Source organism: Collinsella sp. CLA-ER-H10 (assembly GCF_040092475.1).
Lineage (GTDB): Bacteria > Actinomycetota > Coriobacteriia > Coriobacteriales > Coriobacteriaceae > Collinsella.
In genome coordinates this window covers 18,607-33,933 of the sequence record NZ_JBBNLM010000020.1, presented here as the reverse complement: position 1 = coordinate 33,933, position 15,327 = coordinate 18,607, and the positions used below count along the sequence as shown (strand labels likewise).

Annotated in this window: 16 protein-coding genes; 1 reads left to right on the top strand and 15 read right to left on the bottom strand. The window is 59.9% G+C overall.

The window, feature by feature from the left end:
* Positions 1 to 224 precede the first annotated feature (224 nt).
* The 3 genes from AAAX36_RS08050 to AAAX36_RS08040 form a co-directional block, all read right to left on the bottom strand.
* Complete coding sequence (locus tag AAAX36_RS08050; protein WP_349075007.1) at positions 225 to 1,625, bottom strand: phosphoglucomutase/phosphomannomutase family protein; 1,401 nt, start codon at positions 1,623 to 1,625, stop codon at positions 225 to 227.
* Between the two features lie 158 nt (positions 1,626 to 1,783).
* Positions 1,784 to 2,677 (bottom strand): homocysteine S-methyltransferase family protein, encoded by an 894-nt coding sequence (locus tag AAAX36_RS08045; protein ID WP_349075005.1) that lies wholly within the window; start codon positions 2,675 to 2,677, stop codon positions 1,784 to 1,786.
* 10 nt (positions 2,678 to 2,687) lie between these two features.
* Complete coding sequence (locus AAAX36_RS08040; RefSeq protein ID WP_040359600.1) at positions 2,688 to 3,110, bottom strand: metal-dependent transcriptional regulator; 423 nt, start codon at positions 3,108 to 3,110, stop codon at positions 2,688 to 2,690.
* Between the two features lie 120 nt (positions 3,111 to 3,230).
* Here AAAX36_RS08040 and pepT point away from each other — a divergent pair, with 120 nt between their 5' ends.
* Positions 3,231 to 4,478 carry a peptidase T gene (gene pepT, locus AAAX36_RS08035; RefSeq protein WP_349075004.1) on the top strand — a complete coding sequence of 416 codons (1,248 nt, stop codon included), beginning with the start codon at positions 3,231 to 3,233 and terminating at the stop codon, positions 4,476 to 4,478.
* A gap of 395 nt (positions 4,479 to 4,873) precedes the next feature.
* Here pepT and AAAX36_RS08030 read toward each other — a convergent pair whose 3' ends face one another.
* The 12 genes from AAAX36_RS08030 to upp form a co-directional block, all read right to left on the bottom strand.
* The gene (locus AAAX36_RS08030) at positions 4,874 to 6,109 is read right to left on the bottom strand and encodes an LCP family protein (protein WP_089573100.1); all 1,236 of its coding nucleotides are present in this window, start codon (positions 6,107 to 6,109) and stop codon (positions 4,874 to 4,876) included.
* Positions 6,110 to 6,121: 12 nt separating this feature from the next.
* Positions 6,122 to 7,405: a UDP-N-acetylglucosamine 1-carboxyvinyltransferase gene (gene murA, locus AAAX36_RS08025; RefSeq protein WP_035138796.1), complete on the bottom strand. Its 1,284-nt coding sequence runs from the start codon at positions 7,403 to 7,405 to the stop codon at positions 6,122 to 6,124.
* An 88-nt stretch (positions 7,406 to 7,493) separates the two neighbouring features.
* Positions 7,494 to 7,886 (bottom strand): ATP synthase F1 subunit epsilon, encoded by a 393-nt coding sequence (gene atpC, locus AAAX36_RS08020; protein WP_117564995.1) that lies wholly within the window; start codon positions 7,884 to 7,886, stop codon positions 7,494 to 7,496.
* A gap of 3 nt (positions 7,887 to 7,889) precedes the next feature.
* Positions 7,890 to 9,344 (bottom strand): F0F1 ATP synthase subunit beta, encoded by a 1,455-nt coding sequence (gene atpD, locus AAAX36_RS08015; RefSeq protein ID WP_006235717.1) that lies wholly within the window; start codon positions 9,342 to 9,344, stop codon positions 7,890 to 7,892.
* The gene (gene atpG, locus AAAX36_RS08010) at positions 9,344 to 10,252 is read right to left on the bottom strand and encodes an ATP synthase F1 subunit gamma (RefSeq protein ID WP_006235716.1); all 909 of its coding nucleotides are present in this window, start codon (positions 10,250 to 10,252) and stop codon (positions 9,344 to 9,346) included. Before atpG ends, atpD begins: the two co-directional genes overlap by 1 nt.
* A gap of 5 nt (positions 10,253 to 10,257) precedes the next feature.
* The gene (gene atpA / locus AAAX36_RS08005) at positions 10,258 to 11,856 is read right to left on the bottom strand and encodes a F0F1 ATP synthase subunit alpha (protein ID WP_006235714.1); all 1,599 of its coding nucleotides are present in this window, start codon (positions 11,854 to 11,856) and stop codon (positions 10,258 to 10,260) included.
* On the bottom strand, positions 11,856 to 12,332 hold the full coding sequence (locus tag AAAX36_RS08000) for a F0F1 ATP synthase subunit delta (protein WP_006235713.1): 477 nt from the start codon (positions 12,330 to 12,332) through the stop codon (positions 11,856 to 11,858). The genes atpA and AAAX36_RS08000 overlap by 1 nt, the downstream gene beginning before the upstream one ends.
* Positions 12,322 to 12,924: a F0F1 ATP synthase subunit B gene (atpF, locus tag AAAX36_RS07995; protein ID WP_006235712.1), complete on the bottom strand. Its 603-nt coding sequence runs from the start codon at positions 12,922 to 12,924 to the stop codon at positions 12,322 to 12,324. Before atpF ends, AAAX36_RS08000 begins: the two co-directional genes overlap by 11 nt.
* A gap of 15 nt (positions 12,925 to 12,939) precedes the next feature.
* Complete coding sequence (locus AAAX36_RS07990; RefSeq protein WP_022094262.1) at positions 12,940 to 13,134, bottom strand: ATP synthase subunit C; 195 nt, start codon at positions 13,132 to 13,134, stop codon at positions 12,940 to 12,942.
* A gap of 124 nt (positions 13,135 to 13,258) precedes the next feature.
* Positions 13,259 to 14,062 carry a F0F1 ATP synthase subunit A gene (atpB, locus tag AAAX36_RS07985; protein ID WP_022094263.1) on the bottom strand — a complete coding sequence of 268 codons (804 nt, stop codon included), beginning with the start codon at positions 14,060 to 14,062 and terminating at the stop codon, positions 13,259 to 13,261.
* A 3-nt stretch (positions 14,063 to 14,065) separates the two neighbouring features.
* The gene (locus AAAX36_RS07980; RefSeq protein ID WP_118376864.1) at positions 14,066 to 14,377 is read right to left on the bottom strand and encodes a hypothetical protein; all 312 of its coding nucleotides are present in this window, start codon (positions 14,375 to 14,377) and stop codon (positions 14,066 to 14,068) included.
* Positions 14,378 to 14,659: 282 nt separating this feature from the next.
* Complete coding sequence (upp, locus tag AAAX36_RS07975) at positions 14,660 to 15,307, bottom strand: uracil phosphoribosyltransferase (protein WP_195568703.1); 648 nt, start codon at positions 15,305 to 15,307, stop codon at positions 14,660 to 14,662.
* Positions 15,308 to 15,327 lie beyond the last annotated feature (20 nt).

Below are 15,327 nucleotides of genomic sequence, written 5' to 3'. Positions count from 1 at the left end.
TCGATGTGTCCATCCTCGCAGTATCCGGTTCTCAAGGTGCACGCCCCGCGGCTGATCCGGTTCCACCGGGCCGCGCGGCAAGGAGATATATTGCCAGACCGGAGGGGCCCCGGGGGCGGGAATCCGGGTGTACACATTTCCTACACATCTTGTGATCCGACTAACGTTTGCCAGCCGTTAACTACCGCTCGCCGAGCATCTCTTTATATAAGGCAGTCTCATGATTAAAGCGGATACGTCCCCCTAGCTAAAGCACAGCCAGCATCGAGCAACTCATCGCGTTCTTCCACCGAGAACCCCTCGGCGTAGACGCGCACCACTGGTTCGGTCCCGCTAGGACGGACCAGCAGCCACGTGTCATCCTCGAATTCCAAACGCAAGCCATCCATATGACTAACGTTTTGCGGCACCTTGCCACAAATCGACTTGGGGTTTACGCCCGGCAGCAGGGTTCGTAACGCTTCGGCATCTTCGGCCTCAAGGCGCAAATCCCGTCGACCGTAACTCGTCTTACCAAAACTGTCCTCGAGTTGGTCGACCAGAACGCCCAAAGGCGCGTTCGTCTTAGCCATAAGCTCACACAGAATCAGACAGGCGAGGACTCCATCGCGCTCGGGCATATGCGCGGCGATGCCGATACCACCGGCTTCTTCACCGCCTATGAGGACGCCGCCCTTCTTCATCTCCGCCGCTATATATTTGAAACCGACTGGTTTGACGGTCACGCGGCAGCCAAGCGCCTCGGCAATGCGACGCACGAGCGTCGAGCATGAAAGATTGACGACGACGCGCCCCTCCAAATTACGAAATTGGACCAAGTCGCCCAAAACGAGCGCCATGATCTGATGCGGATGTATATATCTGCCGCGCTCGTCAACCGCACCGATACGGTCGGCGTCGCCGTCGGTCACCAGGCCGGCGCAAGCTCCGTCATCGATAACCGTGCGCTCGCAAGCGTCCACCCAAGGCTCAACGGGGTCGGGGCAGATATCTTCTTGGTCAGACGCCTGCCCGGCGTGAATCTCGTGCACCTCAACGCCAAGCTCGCGCAGCAAGTCGGCTAGATAGCCCTGGGCTGCGCCGCCCATGGGATCGACAACCACGCGCAGGTGCGCGGCGCGGATGGCTTCGGCATCGACAAACGATGCCACCGCCTGCATATAGTCAGGAATAATATCCGCGGTGCGATATTGCCCCTCGATCCCCATTGGCTCGGGAGCCATGGTCTCTTCGAGCTCTTCGATGACATCCTGGTTGGCGGTCGAGCCGTCACCCATGCGAATCTTGAGGCACAGATAACCCTGCGGATGATGGGACCCCGTCACCATGAGCGCGCCGCACGCCTCACCGTCATAAGCCGCCGCCCACGTAAGGGCAGGGGTCGGAACAGGTCGCGAAGCGAGCACGGCGTCCAGCCCGTGCGCTGCTAGCACGCCCGCCGCAAGCTCAGCGAACTCGCTCGCCAGGGGCCGGGTGTCGAACCCTATATATACCGTTTTGCCTGGATTGGTCTTTTGCCACAACTCGCCGACGGCATCGGCGATACGGGCAACGTTATCGGCAGTGAAGTCCTCATCGACGCGAGCGCGCCAACCGTCAGTTCCAAAATGAATTATCGCGCACACGCGCAGACACCTCACAGTGTTTGGATCATGGTACGCATGGGGTATACCCGCAACATGCACTCGGCAACCCGCCGGCACCAGCATTCACCATTTGGGCAAATGCTGCCGAGGACATGCAGGCAATAAAAAAACCACCCCGTATGGAGCGGTTTTACCCTTTATATATCGAGCGCCTCGGCCATCGCTGCCGTAGTGATTGCCGTGGTTCCACAACAACTGCCCACCATTGCGGCGCCGGCATGTCTCCATTCGATGCATGCGCGCGCGAAAGCTTCGGGGCTCTCGTGCCATACGGGGCCATCCTGAGTCTGGACCGGATCGCCCACGTTGGGACGCACCGTGACGGGAGTAGTCGCCGATGCAACCATCCTGGGCACCGCCGCGTTCGCGGCCGCAAGCGAACAGCAATTAACACCAACCGAGTTTGCGCCGTGTTTTTCGGCGTACAAAACGGCTGCCTCGATGTTGAGGCCATCGCCCAGCAGGTCGCCTTTATCGTCAACGACAAAACTCACCAGAACAGGCATGCCGTCGGCGGCATCTCGGGCGCCGGCAAGCATGGGCTGCAGATTACGGATAGACGTCACCGTCTCGATCAGCAGACCGTCAACGCCGGCATTGAGCAAGGCGTGCGCCTGTTCGCGCGCAATGCCGCGGATTTCACGATACTCGACAGAGTCCTCGGCAAACCACTCAATACCGATCGGGCCCATCGAGCCCAGCAGTAGCTGAGGGTGCGCCTGGCGGGCATCGTCGACGGCCCCGCGATTGACCTCCGCCACGGACGGCGCAATCTGGTCGTGCTTGAGGGCATAGCTCGATGCCTGAAAGGTATTGGTAATGAGCACCTGCGCGCCGGCGGCGACATACAAGCGATGGATACGAGAAACGGTCTGCGGCTCTGCCAGATTCCAAAACGCCGGTGGAATGTCGGCGGCATCGTACTCACTCAACAAAACACTGCCCATGGGGCCCTGCGCCAACAAGGTCTCGCTCGACAAGCGGCGCGTAAGTTCCTCGGCACCAAAGCGGTTGTAATAACTCGTATCCATATATATCCTGCTATTCCTCGACGCTGATTCCCTGCTTTTCGAGATAGGCGAGCCAGCGGCTCATCGTGTCCTCGGATAGCGCATGCTCCATCATGCAGGCCTCGGAATCGGCTCGCTCAAATTCGACACCGAGCTCCTGAACCAAAAACGTGCGGATGAGGCGATGACGGTACCAGATAGCCGTGCCAACCTCGCGACCGCGATCGGTCAGGATTACCTTGCCGTAGTGCGATTGCTCGACAAGCTCGGATGCCTTGAGCGCCGAAACCGCTTTATTGACCGATGCCTTGGAGACGCCAAGGCGCTGCGCGATGTCGACCGATCGCACGCCGTTGGTTTCCCCCTCTTCGCTTTCAATGCGAACCATGCACTCCAAGTAGTCTTCGTTCGCCACCGTCAGATGTAGTTCGCGCGAGCTATTTGTCGTATCCATGATCTTCCGTCCCTTCTGCATTCAATGGCTGATTCTACCCCATCCAAGCGTCGTGGTATGCCGTGGCATACCGTGCTAGAGTTCTTGTTGCACACGACGACCAAGATTGGAGCGGTCTTTATGGAAAACACCACCACGAGCCCCGATGTCCTCGAGCGCTTTTTGCGCTACGTCCAGATCAACACGCAGTCCGAGGATGCAAACTGCGACCAGGTACCCTCGAGCGCCGTTCAGTTTGACCTTGCCAACGTGCTGGCCGAAGAGCTGCGCGAGCTTGGTGCGGAAGATGCCCACGTGACCGAGCACGCCTATGTCTGCGCGCATATCCCCGCAAGTGCGGGCGCTGAGGACAAGCCCGCCCTGGGCCTGATCGCCCATCTCGACACCACCGAAGTTGCACCGGGCGCCGGCGTGAAGCCGCACATCGTACACTACGAAGGCGGCGACCTGGTCTGCGGCACGGTTGACGGTAAGCCCGTTGCCATGAGTACCGCCAAGCTTCCTGCCCTGAACGACCTCGCAGGTGAGGACCTGGTCTGCAGCGATGGCACCACACTGCTGGGCGCGGACGACAAGGCAGGCGTCGCCGAGATTATGTCGCTTGTCGCGCGTATCGCTCAGGACCCCTCTCTGCCCCATCCCGCACTCGGCATTTGCTTCTGCCCTGACGAGGAGATCGGCCACGGAGCCGAGCTGTTGGATATCGATACCTTTGGCTGCAAGTACGCCTACACGGTCGACGGCGGCCCCATCGGCGAGCTGGAGTGGGAGTGTTTTAACGCCGCCGAGGCGACCGTCCGCTTTGAGGGCCAGTCCATCCACCCGGGCGACGCCAAGGGCCGTATGGTCAACGCAGGCAATCTGTTCTGCGACTTCAACGCGTTGCTCCCCTACGTGCAGCGCCCGGAGTATACGGAAGGCTACGAGGGCTTTTATCACCTTGAGGGTGTATCTGCGACCGTCGATCACGCCACAGCGCGCTATATCGTCCGCGACCATGACGCCGCCAAGTTCCAGCAGAAACTCGACCTTATTGATGCCGCCGCCTCGATGCTCAACCAGCGTCTGGGTGAGAAGCACGTGACGGTCGAGATTAAGCAGCAGTATCGAAATATGGCCGAGATCGTTCGTGACTATCCCGAGCTTATTGATGTTGCCAAGGAAGCCTACCTTGCCTGCGGCGTTGAGCCCCAGGTGCTGCCGATTCGTGGCGGCACCGACGGCGCTCAGCTGTCGTTCCGCGGTCTGCCCTGCCCCAACCTTTCCACCGGCGGCTATTGCTACCACGGCGTCAACGAGTTCGTCCCGGTCAGTTCGCTCGTCAAGATGACCGACGTGCTCCAGGAGCTCGTCGCCCGCTTTGCATAAGCCTGGCTGCACAAGTCCAAAAGACGAATCGCCCCGTCCTCAACCAAGAACGGGGCGGTTTTTTTACTGCAACGAGAATAGGTTGACGCACGCCAGCCTCTTGAAGCAAGGAGTGTCCCAAACTGCCGGTACAAAAGGAACGTCCCCAAGTGCCAAGTGCATCAAGAGTGCCCCCTTTGACCAGTCGTTTAAGAACGTCCCCAATGACTACCCATGTGCCAAGTGTTACGCCGATGTTTTGGCACCGACAGCGAAAACCCGCCAGAGCGAGCAAGGTGCCTTGAAACGAGGTGGCATTGATCTTTTGATCATGCCGCCGAAGTTGAAAGGCAGATTGCCGCTCTGGCGGGTTTGCAGCGTCAACTGGTTACGCGGTTTGGTAAAACCGCGTAACTCTAGTAGTTGGCTTCGTAACCGTTGCCGTCGCCGGTGGGCTCTTCGTAGTAGTCCGAATCGCTCGAATCGCTTGAGTCATCGGAATCGTCAGAGCTGACCGATGAGGTTGCGGTACCGTTTGCGTAGTCGTCAGACGTGTTGTTGTTCAGGTCGCCGATCGTAGAGCTAGAACCGTCGGAAAGACCCATGGTGTTGGGACCCTTGGGATCCTTGCCGGCATCGACGCGCTCCATCATTTCCTTGAGCTCGTCCTCGTAGACAAAGACGTAGCTCACACCGTCGATCATGGTGCTGTCGTCGGCGTACGAGGGCAGGTTGGCCGAGTAGATGCCGTCGACATCCATACCGCGCATGGCGTTGACCGTAGCCACGATATCCTGAACGCTCATATCGGTTACGAGCATATCGGACAGCGAATTAACCAGGCCAAAGATCTTCGTGGCATCGAAGTTATTGAGAATCTGGTTGGCAAGGGCGCCGAGCACCTGACGCTGGTGGCGCATGCGCGTGTAATCGCCGTCGGCATAGGTGTAGCGGCAGCGGGCATAGGTAAGGGCGGTGGCACCGTCCATATGCTGCTGGCCAGCGGTAATCTTAATATCCAGGTGCTCGGGGTCGTCAACATCATCGGTTGCGTTAATGTCGATACCGCCAACCGAATCAATCAGCGCCTGCATACCGTCGAAGCTGACCTCGGCATAGTGGGAAATCTGAACACCGCACAGCTCGTTGACCGCCTCGACCATGGCCTCGGCGCCGCCAACGGTATGGCAGGCGTTGATCTTCATGGTCTCGCCCTTGTACTCGACCTTGGTGTCGCGCGGAACGGAAATGAGCGTCGCCTGCTTTTGCGTGGGGTCGATTCGTGCCAGGATAATCGAGTCGGCACGATACGTATCCTCGCCCGGACGGCCGTCGGTGCCAAGAAGCAGCACGTAGAACGGATCCTTTGCCTCATCGGTGTCAACCAGAACCCGACGCAGATTGTCGGTAATGACATTAGAATCGCCGAGCTTGCCCATAATGGTGGCAAACCACAGGCCGGCAGCGGTAGTGGCACTCAGCAGCACGCCAAGCACGACAATGAGCGCGACGTGACGAATCGTGTGGCTACGACGACGTTGGCGAGCTCGCTCGGAATAGCGAGCCACGTTATCGCGACTGTAGATCTTGGCCTGCGCACCAGTTGAGGGTCTTCGGGTGGTGGTATCCGCGAGGGGCTTTTTATTAAACATAGGCAACCTGTATTAGTAGATGACGGGATCGGGGACGGTAGCATGCTCGACATGCGCGCCGAGCGCCTGCAGCTTTTCGACAAACTGCTCGTAGCCGCGCTTGATGTGATGAATGGCCGAAACCTCGGTCGTCCCGTCGGCGATCAAGCCCGCTACGACGAGGGCCGCTCCGCCACGCAGATCGGGCGAGGTAACCTGTGCACCCGAGAAGCCCTTGACGCCATGAATCATGGCATGATGGCTCTCGATACGAATGTCGGCACCCATGCGCACCAGCTCAGAGGCGAACATAAAGCGATTCTCGAAGATGTTCTCGGTAATAACGGAACTGCCATCGGCAAGGGCGGAGAGCACCATAATCTGCGCCTGCATGTCCGTCGGGAAGCCGGGGAACGGAAGCGTCTGGATGTCGACCGGCTTGATACGCTCGGCACGGTTTACATGGACGCCATCCTCGACGCGCTCGCAGTCGATACCCATGAGCTCCATCTTCTTGAGCACCATGCCCAAGTGAATGGGGCAAAAGCCCGTGACATCGACACCGCGATCGTCGGCCATCAACGCACCGGCAACGATAAAGGTACCGGCCTCGATGCGGTCGCCCACTACGCGATGGGTAACAGGATGCAGCTCTTCCACGCCCTCGATGGTCACGACAGGCGTACCGGCGCCGACAATCTTAGCGCCCATCTCGTTGAGCATGTTGGCGAGATCGACGATCTCGGGCTCGCGGGCGGCATTGTCGATAACCGTGGTGCCCTGTGCGCGCACAGAGGCCATGATGAGGTTCTCGGTCGCACCGACGCTGGCGAACTCGAGCGTGACGGTGGTACCGCGCAGACCTTGGGGCGCATTAGCGTTGATGTAACCGTGGGCGGTATCGAACTCAACGCCCAGGGCCTCAAGACCAAGAATGTGCATATCGATCTTGCGAGCACCCAGGTTGCAGCCGCCCGGCATGGCGATCTTGGCGCGATGGAAGCGGCCCAGCAGAGGTCCCATGACGGCGGTGGAAGCACGCATCTTAGCGACGAGCTCGTAGGGGGCCTCCCAAGAATCGACCTGAGAGGTATCAATCTCGAGCGTGTGCTCGTCGAGAACATCGATCGTAGCGCCCATGCCCTTGAGCACCTTGCCCATCACGTGGACATCGGAAATATCGGGCACGTTCTGCAGCGTCGTCTTGCCCGGCGCCAGAAGCGTTGCCGCCATGAGTTTGAGCGCGGAGTTCTTGGCGCCCGAGACGGGCACGGAGCCTCCGATGGCGTGGCCACCCTCAACGCGGATAATATCCAAGGTCTACCCTTTCAAAAAGCATGCCCGGGGTGGCTGGGCCATCCCGGGCATGATGTGTTCGCAAATGGTCGAACGCTAAATCGTTTGACTATTGGGCAAGCTTGAGCTTACACCATGCGATTTCATTATAGAGGTAGGCGCGGCGTGCATCATCCTCCGACAAATTACCCAGCTTCTCTTCAAAACCTTGAATATCAGCTTTAAGCTTGTCGGCATCGACGGTCGCCAAATCGCAAGCGCGCTCGGCGAGAACGGTCACGACATCGTCCGCAACCTGGACATAGCCGCCGGCCACGGCAAACGTGTGGTCGACAGTGCCCATGGCCTTATCGGAAACGCGAACGTAACCGCGGTCGATCGTGCAGATCTCGCTGGAGTGAGCAGGCAGAACGCCAAACTCGCCATCCGTGGACGGAATCGACACAAACGCAGCGTCGCCCTCATAGGCGCAGCTCACGGGGCACACGATGCGGATACGCATAACCTACTTCTCCCCCATCTTGCGGGCGCGCTCGCGCACGTCCTCAATCGTGGAAGCATAGCGGAAAGCCTGCTCGGGCAGGTCATCGGCCTTGCCGTCGACAATCTCGGCGAAAGAGCGGACGGTATCCTCGACGCGGACGTAGACACCGGGGTTGCCGGTGAACTTCTCGGCGACGTGGAAGGACTGCGAGAGGAACTGCTGAATCTTACGGGCACGGTTGACCGTAAGGCGCTGCTCCTCGGACAGCTCGTCCATACCCAGAATGGCGATGATGTCCTGAAGGTCGGAGTACTCCTGCAGGAGCTCCTGGACCTTGACGGCGACACGGTAGTGCTCCTCGCCGACGATCGAGGGATCGAGAGCGTCGGAGGAAGACGCAAGCGGGTCGATAGCCGGGAACAGGCCGAGCGACGAAATGCTACGCGAAAGAACCGTGGTGGCATCGAGGTGCGTAAACGTCGTGGCAGGCGCCGGGTCGGTCAGGTCGTCTGCGGGGACGTAGACAGCCTGGACGGAGGTAATGGAGCCCGTCTTGGTCGAGGTAATGCGCTCCTGGAGGTCGCCCATCTCGGTTGCCAGCGTGGGCTGGTAACCGACGGCGGACGGCATACGGCCCAGCAGTGCGGAAACCTCGGAACCTGCCTGGGAGAAGCGGAAGATGTTGTCGATGAACAGCAGAACGTCCTGGCCGCGATCGCGGAAGTACTCAGCGGTGGTAAGGCCGGCCAGACCGATGCGCAGACGCGCTCCGGGCGGCTCGTTCATCTGACCATAGACCAAGCAGGTCTTGTCGATAACGCCAGACTCGCTCATCTCGAGGAACAGGTCGGTGCCCTCGCGGGTACGCTCGCCGACGCCGGTGAACACCGAGGTGCCGCCGTGCTCCTGGGCGAGGTTGTTGATGAGCTCCTGGATCAGAACGGTCTTGCCGACGCCGGCGCCGCCGAACAGACCTGTCTTGCCGCCGCGGATGTAGGGCTCGAGCAGGTCGACGGCCTTGATGCCGGTCTCGAAGATCTCGGTCTTGGTGGTGAGCTCGTCGAAACGGGGCGCTGCATGGTGGATGGGGTAGAACTCCTCCACCTCGGGCATGGGCTTGCCGTCGACGGGCTTGCCCATGACGTTCCAAATGCGGCCGAGCGTCTTGGGACCAACGGGCATCTTCATGGGCTCACCGGTATCGGTGGCGATGAGGCCGCGCTGCAGGCCGTCGGTCGAGGACATGGCGACCGTGCGGACGACGCCGCCCGGAAGCTGGCTCTCGACCTCGAGGATCGTGCTCAGATGACCGATCGGGGTCTCGGCCTCGACCGTGAGCGCGTTGTAGATCGGGGGCACCGCGCCGTCAAACTTGACGTCGACGACAGGGCCGATGATTCGCACGATGCGACCATCACCGGCAGTCGTCTTCTTGGTGGCTTCCTCGACCGCAAGCTTTACGGTGTTATTAGCCATTACTGTTCCTCCAATGCTGAGGCTCCGCCGACGATCTCGTTAATCTCGGTCGTGATCGAAGCCTGGCGCACGCGACTATACGTGCGGGTAAGGGTCGAGATGATCGCGGTGGCGTTTTCCGTCGCGGAGTGCATGGCCTTGCGGCGTGCACCCTGCTCGGCAGCCGCCGAATCGATCAGGGCCTGGTAGATGACCGTCAGGATATAAGACGGCACAAGCTTGCCGAGAACATGCTCGGGAGAGGGCACGAACTCGAACGTGGACGAGATGCGCTTAGGGGCGTCGGTCTCGTTCTTACGCGGACCGTGGGCCATAGCGATCATCTCGGGGTCGAGCGGCAACAGATGCTCGACGCGAAGCTCCTGATCCACGCGGTTCTTGGCGTGGTGGTAGACAAGCTCGACACGGTCAAGCTCACCGGCACGATACGCATCGCAGATATGAGAGGAGATCATGCGGGCCTGATTGAAATCGGGCTCAGAGGAGTTGCCCTCAAAGTGCATGACAACGTTTGCGCGGTCACGGAAATACGTGGCCGGCTTACGCCCGCACGCGATGATCTCGCATTCGATGCCGTCGTTCGCCCAAGAAGCGGCGAGCTTTTCGGCCGTGCGCTCCACCGTCGTATTGAAACCGCCGGCAAGGCCGCGGTCCGAGGCAATAACGACAATCAGGCCATGCTTGACGCTCTCATGCTTCTGCAGCATGGGATCGGTGCCCGAACAGGAGGCGTCGCCGGCGACCGTCAACATGACGTCGGTCAGCGCCTCCTTATAGGGCTCGGCCTGCTTGGAGCGATCGAGGGCACGACGAATCTTGGCCGTAGAGACCATCTCCATCGTGCGCGTGATCTGCTTGGTCGTGGTAACCGAGGAGATTCGCTTCTTAATGTCGCGAAGGTTGGCCATGGGGCTTAGTTCTCCTCTGATCCAGAAACATCCGAATGGTGCTTGGCCATGAACTGCTGCTTGAAGTCGCCGATGACGCGCAAGAGCTCAGCCTTGGTGTCATCATCGATCTTCTTGGCGCGAACCTTGTCGAGCAGCGAACCAAAGCCATTGTCCATGTACTCGATGAGCTCGGCACGGAAAGGCAGCACGTCGGCGATCTCCAGGTCATCCAGGAAGCCCTCGTTGCCAGCGAACAGCGTAACGATCTGCTCGCCAACCTCAAACGGCTTGTAACGCGGCTGCTTCAGGAGCTCGGTCATGCGAGCACCGTGGGTCAGCTGCTTCTGAGTAGCCTCGTCGAGGTCGGAGCCGAACTGCGTAAAGCCAGCGAGCTCCTGATAGGAAGCGAGGTCCAGACGGAGGTTGCCGGCGACCTGCTTCATGGCCTTGGTCTGCGCATCGCCACCGACGCGGGACACGGAGATACCCACGTCGACTGCCGGGCGCTGACCCTGGAAGAAGAGCTCGGACTGCAGGTAGATCTGACCATCGGTAATGGAAATGACGTTGGTCGGAATGTAGGCCGAGACGTCGCCGTCCTGGGTCTCGATGATCGGCAGTGCCGTCATGGAGCCGTAACCGTTCTTCTTGGACATCTTGACGGCACGCTCGAGCAGACGAGAGTGCAGGTAGAAGATGTCGCCAGGATAGGCCTCGCGTCCGGGCGGACGATGCAGCGTCAGCGACATCTGACGGTAGGCCACAGCCTGCTTGGACAGGTCATCGTAGATGACGAGCACGTGGCCGCCGGGGTTGGTCTCGCTGGCGGGCTTGCCGTCCTCGCCGTTGTACATAAAGAACTCGCCAATAGCGGCACCGGCCATAGGCGCGATGTACTGCATAGGGGCGGAATCGGCAGCGGTGGCCGAAACGATGATGGTGTAGTCGAGCGCACCGTGCTGAGCGAGGGTCTCGCGGATGTTGGCAACCGTGGAGGCCTTCTGGCCGATGGCGACATAGATGCAGACCATGCCCTTGCCGCGCTGGTTGAGGATAGCGTCGATGGCGATGGCGGTCTTACCGGTCTTACGGTCACCGATGATGAGCTCACGCTGACCGCGGCCAATAGGCACCATGGAGTCGATAGCGAGCAGACCGGTCTGAACCGGCTCGCACACCGGGGTACGATCGATGACGCCGGGAGCCTTGAACTCGATGGGGCGACGGTGCGTAGCGACGATGTCGCCCAGGCCGTCGATGGGCTGGCCGAGCGGATTGACGACGCGGCCGAGCATGGCACGGCTCACGGGGATATCCATAACGCGGCCAGTGGTGCGGCACTCGTCGCCTTCCTTGATGGAGTCGACGGCACCGAACAGAACGGCGCCGACCTCGTCACGGTCAAGGTTCTGGGCAAGGCCGAAGACGGTCTCACCGGTATCGGAGCTCTTGAACTCCAGAAGCTCGCCTGCCATGGCGCTCTTGAGGCCAGAGACGCGCGCGATGCCGTCGCCTACCTCGTCGACCGTTGAAACCTCATGCGTATCGACCGTCGCGGAGAGGCTCGTGAGCTGCTCCTGCAGTTTCTTGGCGATATCCTGGGCATTGAGGGTTTCGGACATTAGGCTTCACCTCCGTACGAATTAGCAGAGTTTGCGAGGGTCTCCTGCGCGATGCGCAGCTGCGTCTTGACGGAAATGTCACGACGCTCGCCGCGGGCCTCGAGCACCAGGCCGCCCACGATAGACGGGTCGACCTGCTCGATAAGGAATACCTTGCGGCCGAAGTCCTGCTCGCATTTCTTAGTGATGGTTTGACGCAGCTCGTCGTCGAGCGGGATCGCCGTGGTGACGGTCACGCCCACTACATCCTCGTCTTCCTCGGCAACATACTTAAAGGCAGCTGCCACCTTGGGAAGAAGGTCGAGCTGGTCGCGCTTGGACATGGTGTCGAGCACGGCGATGATCTCGGGGCTGGCAGAAGCCAAGCGCTCGATCATCTCGAGGTCCTCGAACACATGGTTCTCGGCCTTGGCGGCTTCCAAAAGGGAACGCGCGTAGGTCTCGAGCACCTTGTCCTGATAGCGGCTAGTCGGCATTCAGGCTACCTGCTTCCTGGATGTAGCGCTCGATGAGCTTCTTCTGCTCGGCATCGTCCTCGAGTGCCTCGCCCACGATCTTGGTGGCGACGGCAACGGACAGGTCGGCGATGGAGCTCGCGGCACCGGCGTAGATGGACTTGCGCTCGTCCTCGACGGTCGTATGGGCCTTGGCGATGATCTCCTCGGCCTCCTTGTGAGCAGCCTCGATGATACGGGCACGCTCGGACTCGGCGTCCTTACGGGCCTCGAGAACGATGTCGGCAGCCTGACGACGGGCGTCGGTGACGATCGAGTCGGACTCAGCGCGCTTGGCGATAGCCTCCTGCTTGGTCTTCTCGGCCTCGTCGAGGCTCTCCTCGATCTTCTTGCCGCGCTCCTCCATGGTTTTCATGATGCCCGGCAGGGCGACCTTGGCCAGCACGATCCAGATAATCAGGAAGGCGATAAGCGCCGGGATGAACTCCGCCATCTTAGGGATGAGGATGTCCGCACCGGCGGCGCCGTCCTCGGCGAACGCGGAAACCGGCATGAGCAGCGCGGCCGCGGACGCGGAGAGTGCGATCGCGCTCTTCTGGGATGAAAGATTCATACTTGACGCTCCGTGCTATTTAACGATCAGCGCGACAACGAAGCCGATCAGAGCCAGAGCCTCGCCGAAAGCGGAGCCCATGATGAAGACGGTGAACACGCGGCCCTGGACCTCAGGCTGACGGGCCATAGCACCCGTAGCACCCAGAGCAGACAGGCCGATAGCAAGACCAGCGCCGATAACACCGAGACCGTAACCGATAACTCCCACGATTCCTCCTTTGTCGTGCGTGTCTTATTTCACGCAGGATAACCTTTTTATAACTGCCGGGCTCCATGGGTACGGGCACCGGCGGTTTAACGAATTGCCTTACCTTTAAGGCGCGAACGGAAGACTACTCCTCCTCCGCGACCTCCTCTGCCTCGGAGACATACACGGCGGTAAGGACCGTGAAGACGTAAGCCTGGATGGCGCCGACCACAAGCTCGATCGCATAGATCAGGATGAGAATGGCAAGCCAGGCCAGCGAAGGCAGGGCGCCGACGGCGTGGGCCGCGGAAACTTGCTGAAGCAGCGGCTGCATGAACATGCTCGCCATGATGGCGAACGAGCCCATGACCACGTGTCCTGCGAACATGTTGCAGAACAGACGGACGGCGAGCGTGATGAGGCGCAGGAAGGTCGAGAAAAGCTCAACGACCCACACGAGCACGTTCATCGGGAAGCTCACGCCCTGCGGAGCGAGGCTCTTGATGTAGCCGATCACGCCGTGAGCCTTGCATCCGTAGTAGATGAAGTACACGAAGGCGAAGATGGCGAGCGCGGCAGTGGAGCCGATTGCGCCGGTGCCGGGCTTCATTCCCGGGATCAGGCCGATCATGTTGTTGATCAGGATGAACAGGAAAAGCGAGCACAGGAACGGGAAGTGCTTCTTCCAGTTCTCACCCACGACGCCCTTGCCGATATCGTTCTCGACGTACTCGATGATGTACTCGAAACCGTTGACGAAGAAGCCCTTGGGAACCAGGGTCTGCTTCTTCTTGAACACGGCCAGGACGATCAGGAGCACGATCGTGGAGACGATCAGCCAAAACGAGTACTGCGTGATGCCGCAGCTCAGATCGCCCACGACAGGGGTGGAGCTGAACTCGCTGACCAGATGATTAATCTCATCAGGCAGCTTTTCAAAAATTTCCACGACTTACCTTTCGACCTCATGAGGATCTCGCAGCGCCTTGGCGACGCGAACCGTGCAGGCGGCCATAAAGGCCACGAAGCCGATCGCCTCGCCCAGGAGGAACATGCGAAATGCCTCTCCGAACAACGCAAACACAACCAAGGTAAAGACGAGCAGGGCGACTGCCGAGACCGCCAGACTCACCATGCCCTTGAGCATGTCCGCATTCTGCTTATCGTCAAGAACCGGCTTGAGCGTAAAGACAAAGGGAAGGAAGGCAATCGCGCCCGCGATGGCACCTGCAACGATAGCGAGCAGATCGGCTATCTGAAACACTGGCGTCCTCACTTTCCTTTTTTATCGCCTCACAGGACAGTTCCCGCCAAACATTGGTGACTATTGTACGAGCCAATCGCTAAAGTACAACCGAAAAAGCATCGGTTAATACGCACCTGTTCGTTTTCTTAAGACCTTCTTTATGCCGCAGGTACGGTAATACGTTTTTCTCGAACCCTGCAGGGCAAAACGTCCGTTAACAGGAGTGCGCGCGGTCGTCTTTTGTTCGACCGCGCGCACCATTTCTTCGTATTTTCGACGTTAGCCGGTATGCCCCAGAGATTACAGCGTGCCGTAGATGCGGTCGCCGGCGTCGCCCAGGCCGGGAACGATGTAGGCAGCTTCGTTGAGATGGTCGTCGATGGCGCAGGTATAAATATGTACGTCGGGGTCCTTTTCGGTCAGTGACTTGAGGCCCTCGGGGGCCGCGACGATACACAGCATGCGAATATCCTTAACACCGCGCTCGCGCAGGTAGCTGATGGCCATCTCGGCCGAACCGCCCGTGGCGAGCATGGGGTCGACAACCAGGCAGATGCGCTGGTCGATATCCTTGGGCATCTTGCAGTAATACTCATGCGGCTCGTGGGTAACCTCGTCACGCTCCATACCGATGTGGCCCACGCGAGCGGAGGGCACCAGGTCGAGGATGCCGTCGACCATGCCGAGGCCCGCACGCAGGATGGGAACAATGGCGAGCTTCTTGCCGGCAAGCTGCTTAAACATGGCGGTGGTGATGGGAGTCTCGACCTCGACGTCTTCCATGGGCAGGTCGCGCATGGCCTCGTAGCCGTCAAAGAGCGCAAGCTCGCGCACGAGCTGGCGGAACTGGTTGGTGCCGGTGCTCTTGTCGCGCAAGATCGACAGCTTGTGCTGGACGAGCGGATGGTCGACAAGCGTCACGCGGGACGTATCGTAGGTGACGGTCATGGGTTGATTGCCCCTTTCGT

Excerpts from the sequence above, each read along its gene's own strand:
- AAAX36_RS08045 (WP_349075005.1), bottom strand. The coding sequence starts at position 2,677 with ATGGATACGAGTTATTACAACCGCTTTGGTGCCGAGGAACTTACGCGC.
- AAAX36_RS08000 (WP_006235713.1), bottom strand. The coding sequence starts at position 12,332 with ATGCCGACTAGCCGCTATCAGGACAAGGTGCTCGAGACCTACGCGCGT.
- AAAX36_RS08040 (WP_040359600.1), bottom strand. The coding sequence starts at position 3,110 with ATGGATACGACAAATAGCTCGCGCGAACTACATCTGACGGTGGCGAAC.
- AAAX36_RS08030 (WP_089573100.1), bottom strand. The coding sequence starts at position 6,109 with ATGTTTAATAAAAAGCCCCTCGCGGATACCACCACCCGAAGACCCTCA.
- pepT (WP_349075004.1), top strand. The coding sequence starts at position 3,231 with ATGGAAAACACCACCACGAGCCCCGATGTCCTCGAGCGCTTTTTGCGC.
- atpF (WP_006235712.1), bottom strand. The coding sequence starts at position 12,924 with ATGAATCTTTCATCCCAGAAGAGCGCGATCGCACTCTCCGCGTCCGCG.
- atpG (WP_006235716.1), bottom strand. The coding sequence starts at position 10,252 with ATGGCCAACCTTCGCGACATTAAGAAGCGAATCTCCTCGGTTACCACG.
- atpD (WP_006235717.1), bottom strand. The coding sequence starts at position 9,344 with ATGGCTAATAACACCGTAAAGCTTGCGGTCGAGGAAGCCACCAAGAAG.
- atpC (WP_117564995.1), bottom strand. The coding sequence starts at position 7,886 with ATGCGTATCCGCATCGTGTGCCCCGTGAGCTGCGCCTATGAGGGCGAC.
- atpA (WP_006235714.1), bottom strand. The coding sequence starts at position 11,856 with ATGTCCGAAACCCTCAATGCCCAGGATATCGCCAAGAAACTGCAGGAG.
- upp (WP_195568703.1), bottom strand. The coding sequence starts at position 15,307 with ATGACCGTCACCTACGATACGTCCCGCGTGACGCTTGTCGACCATCCG.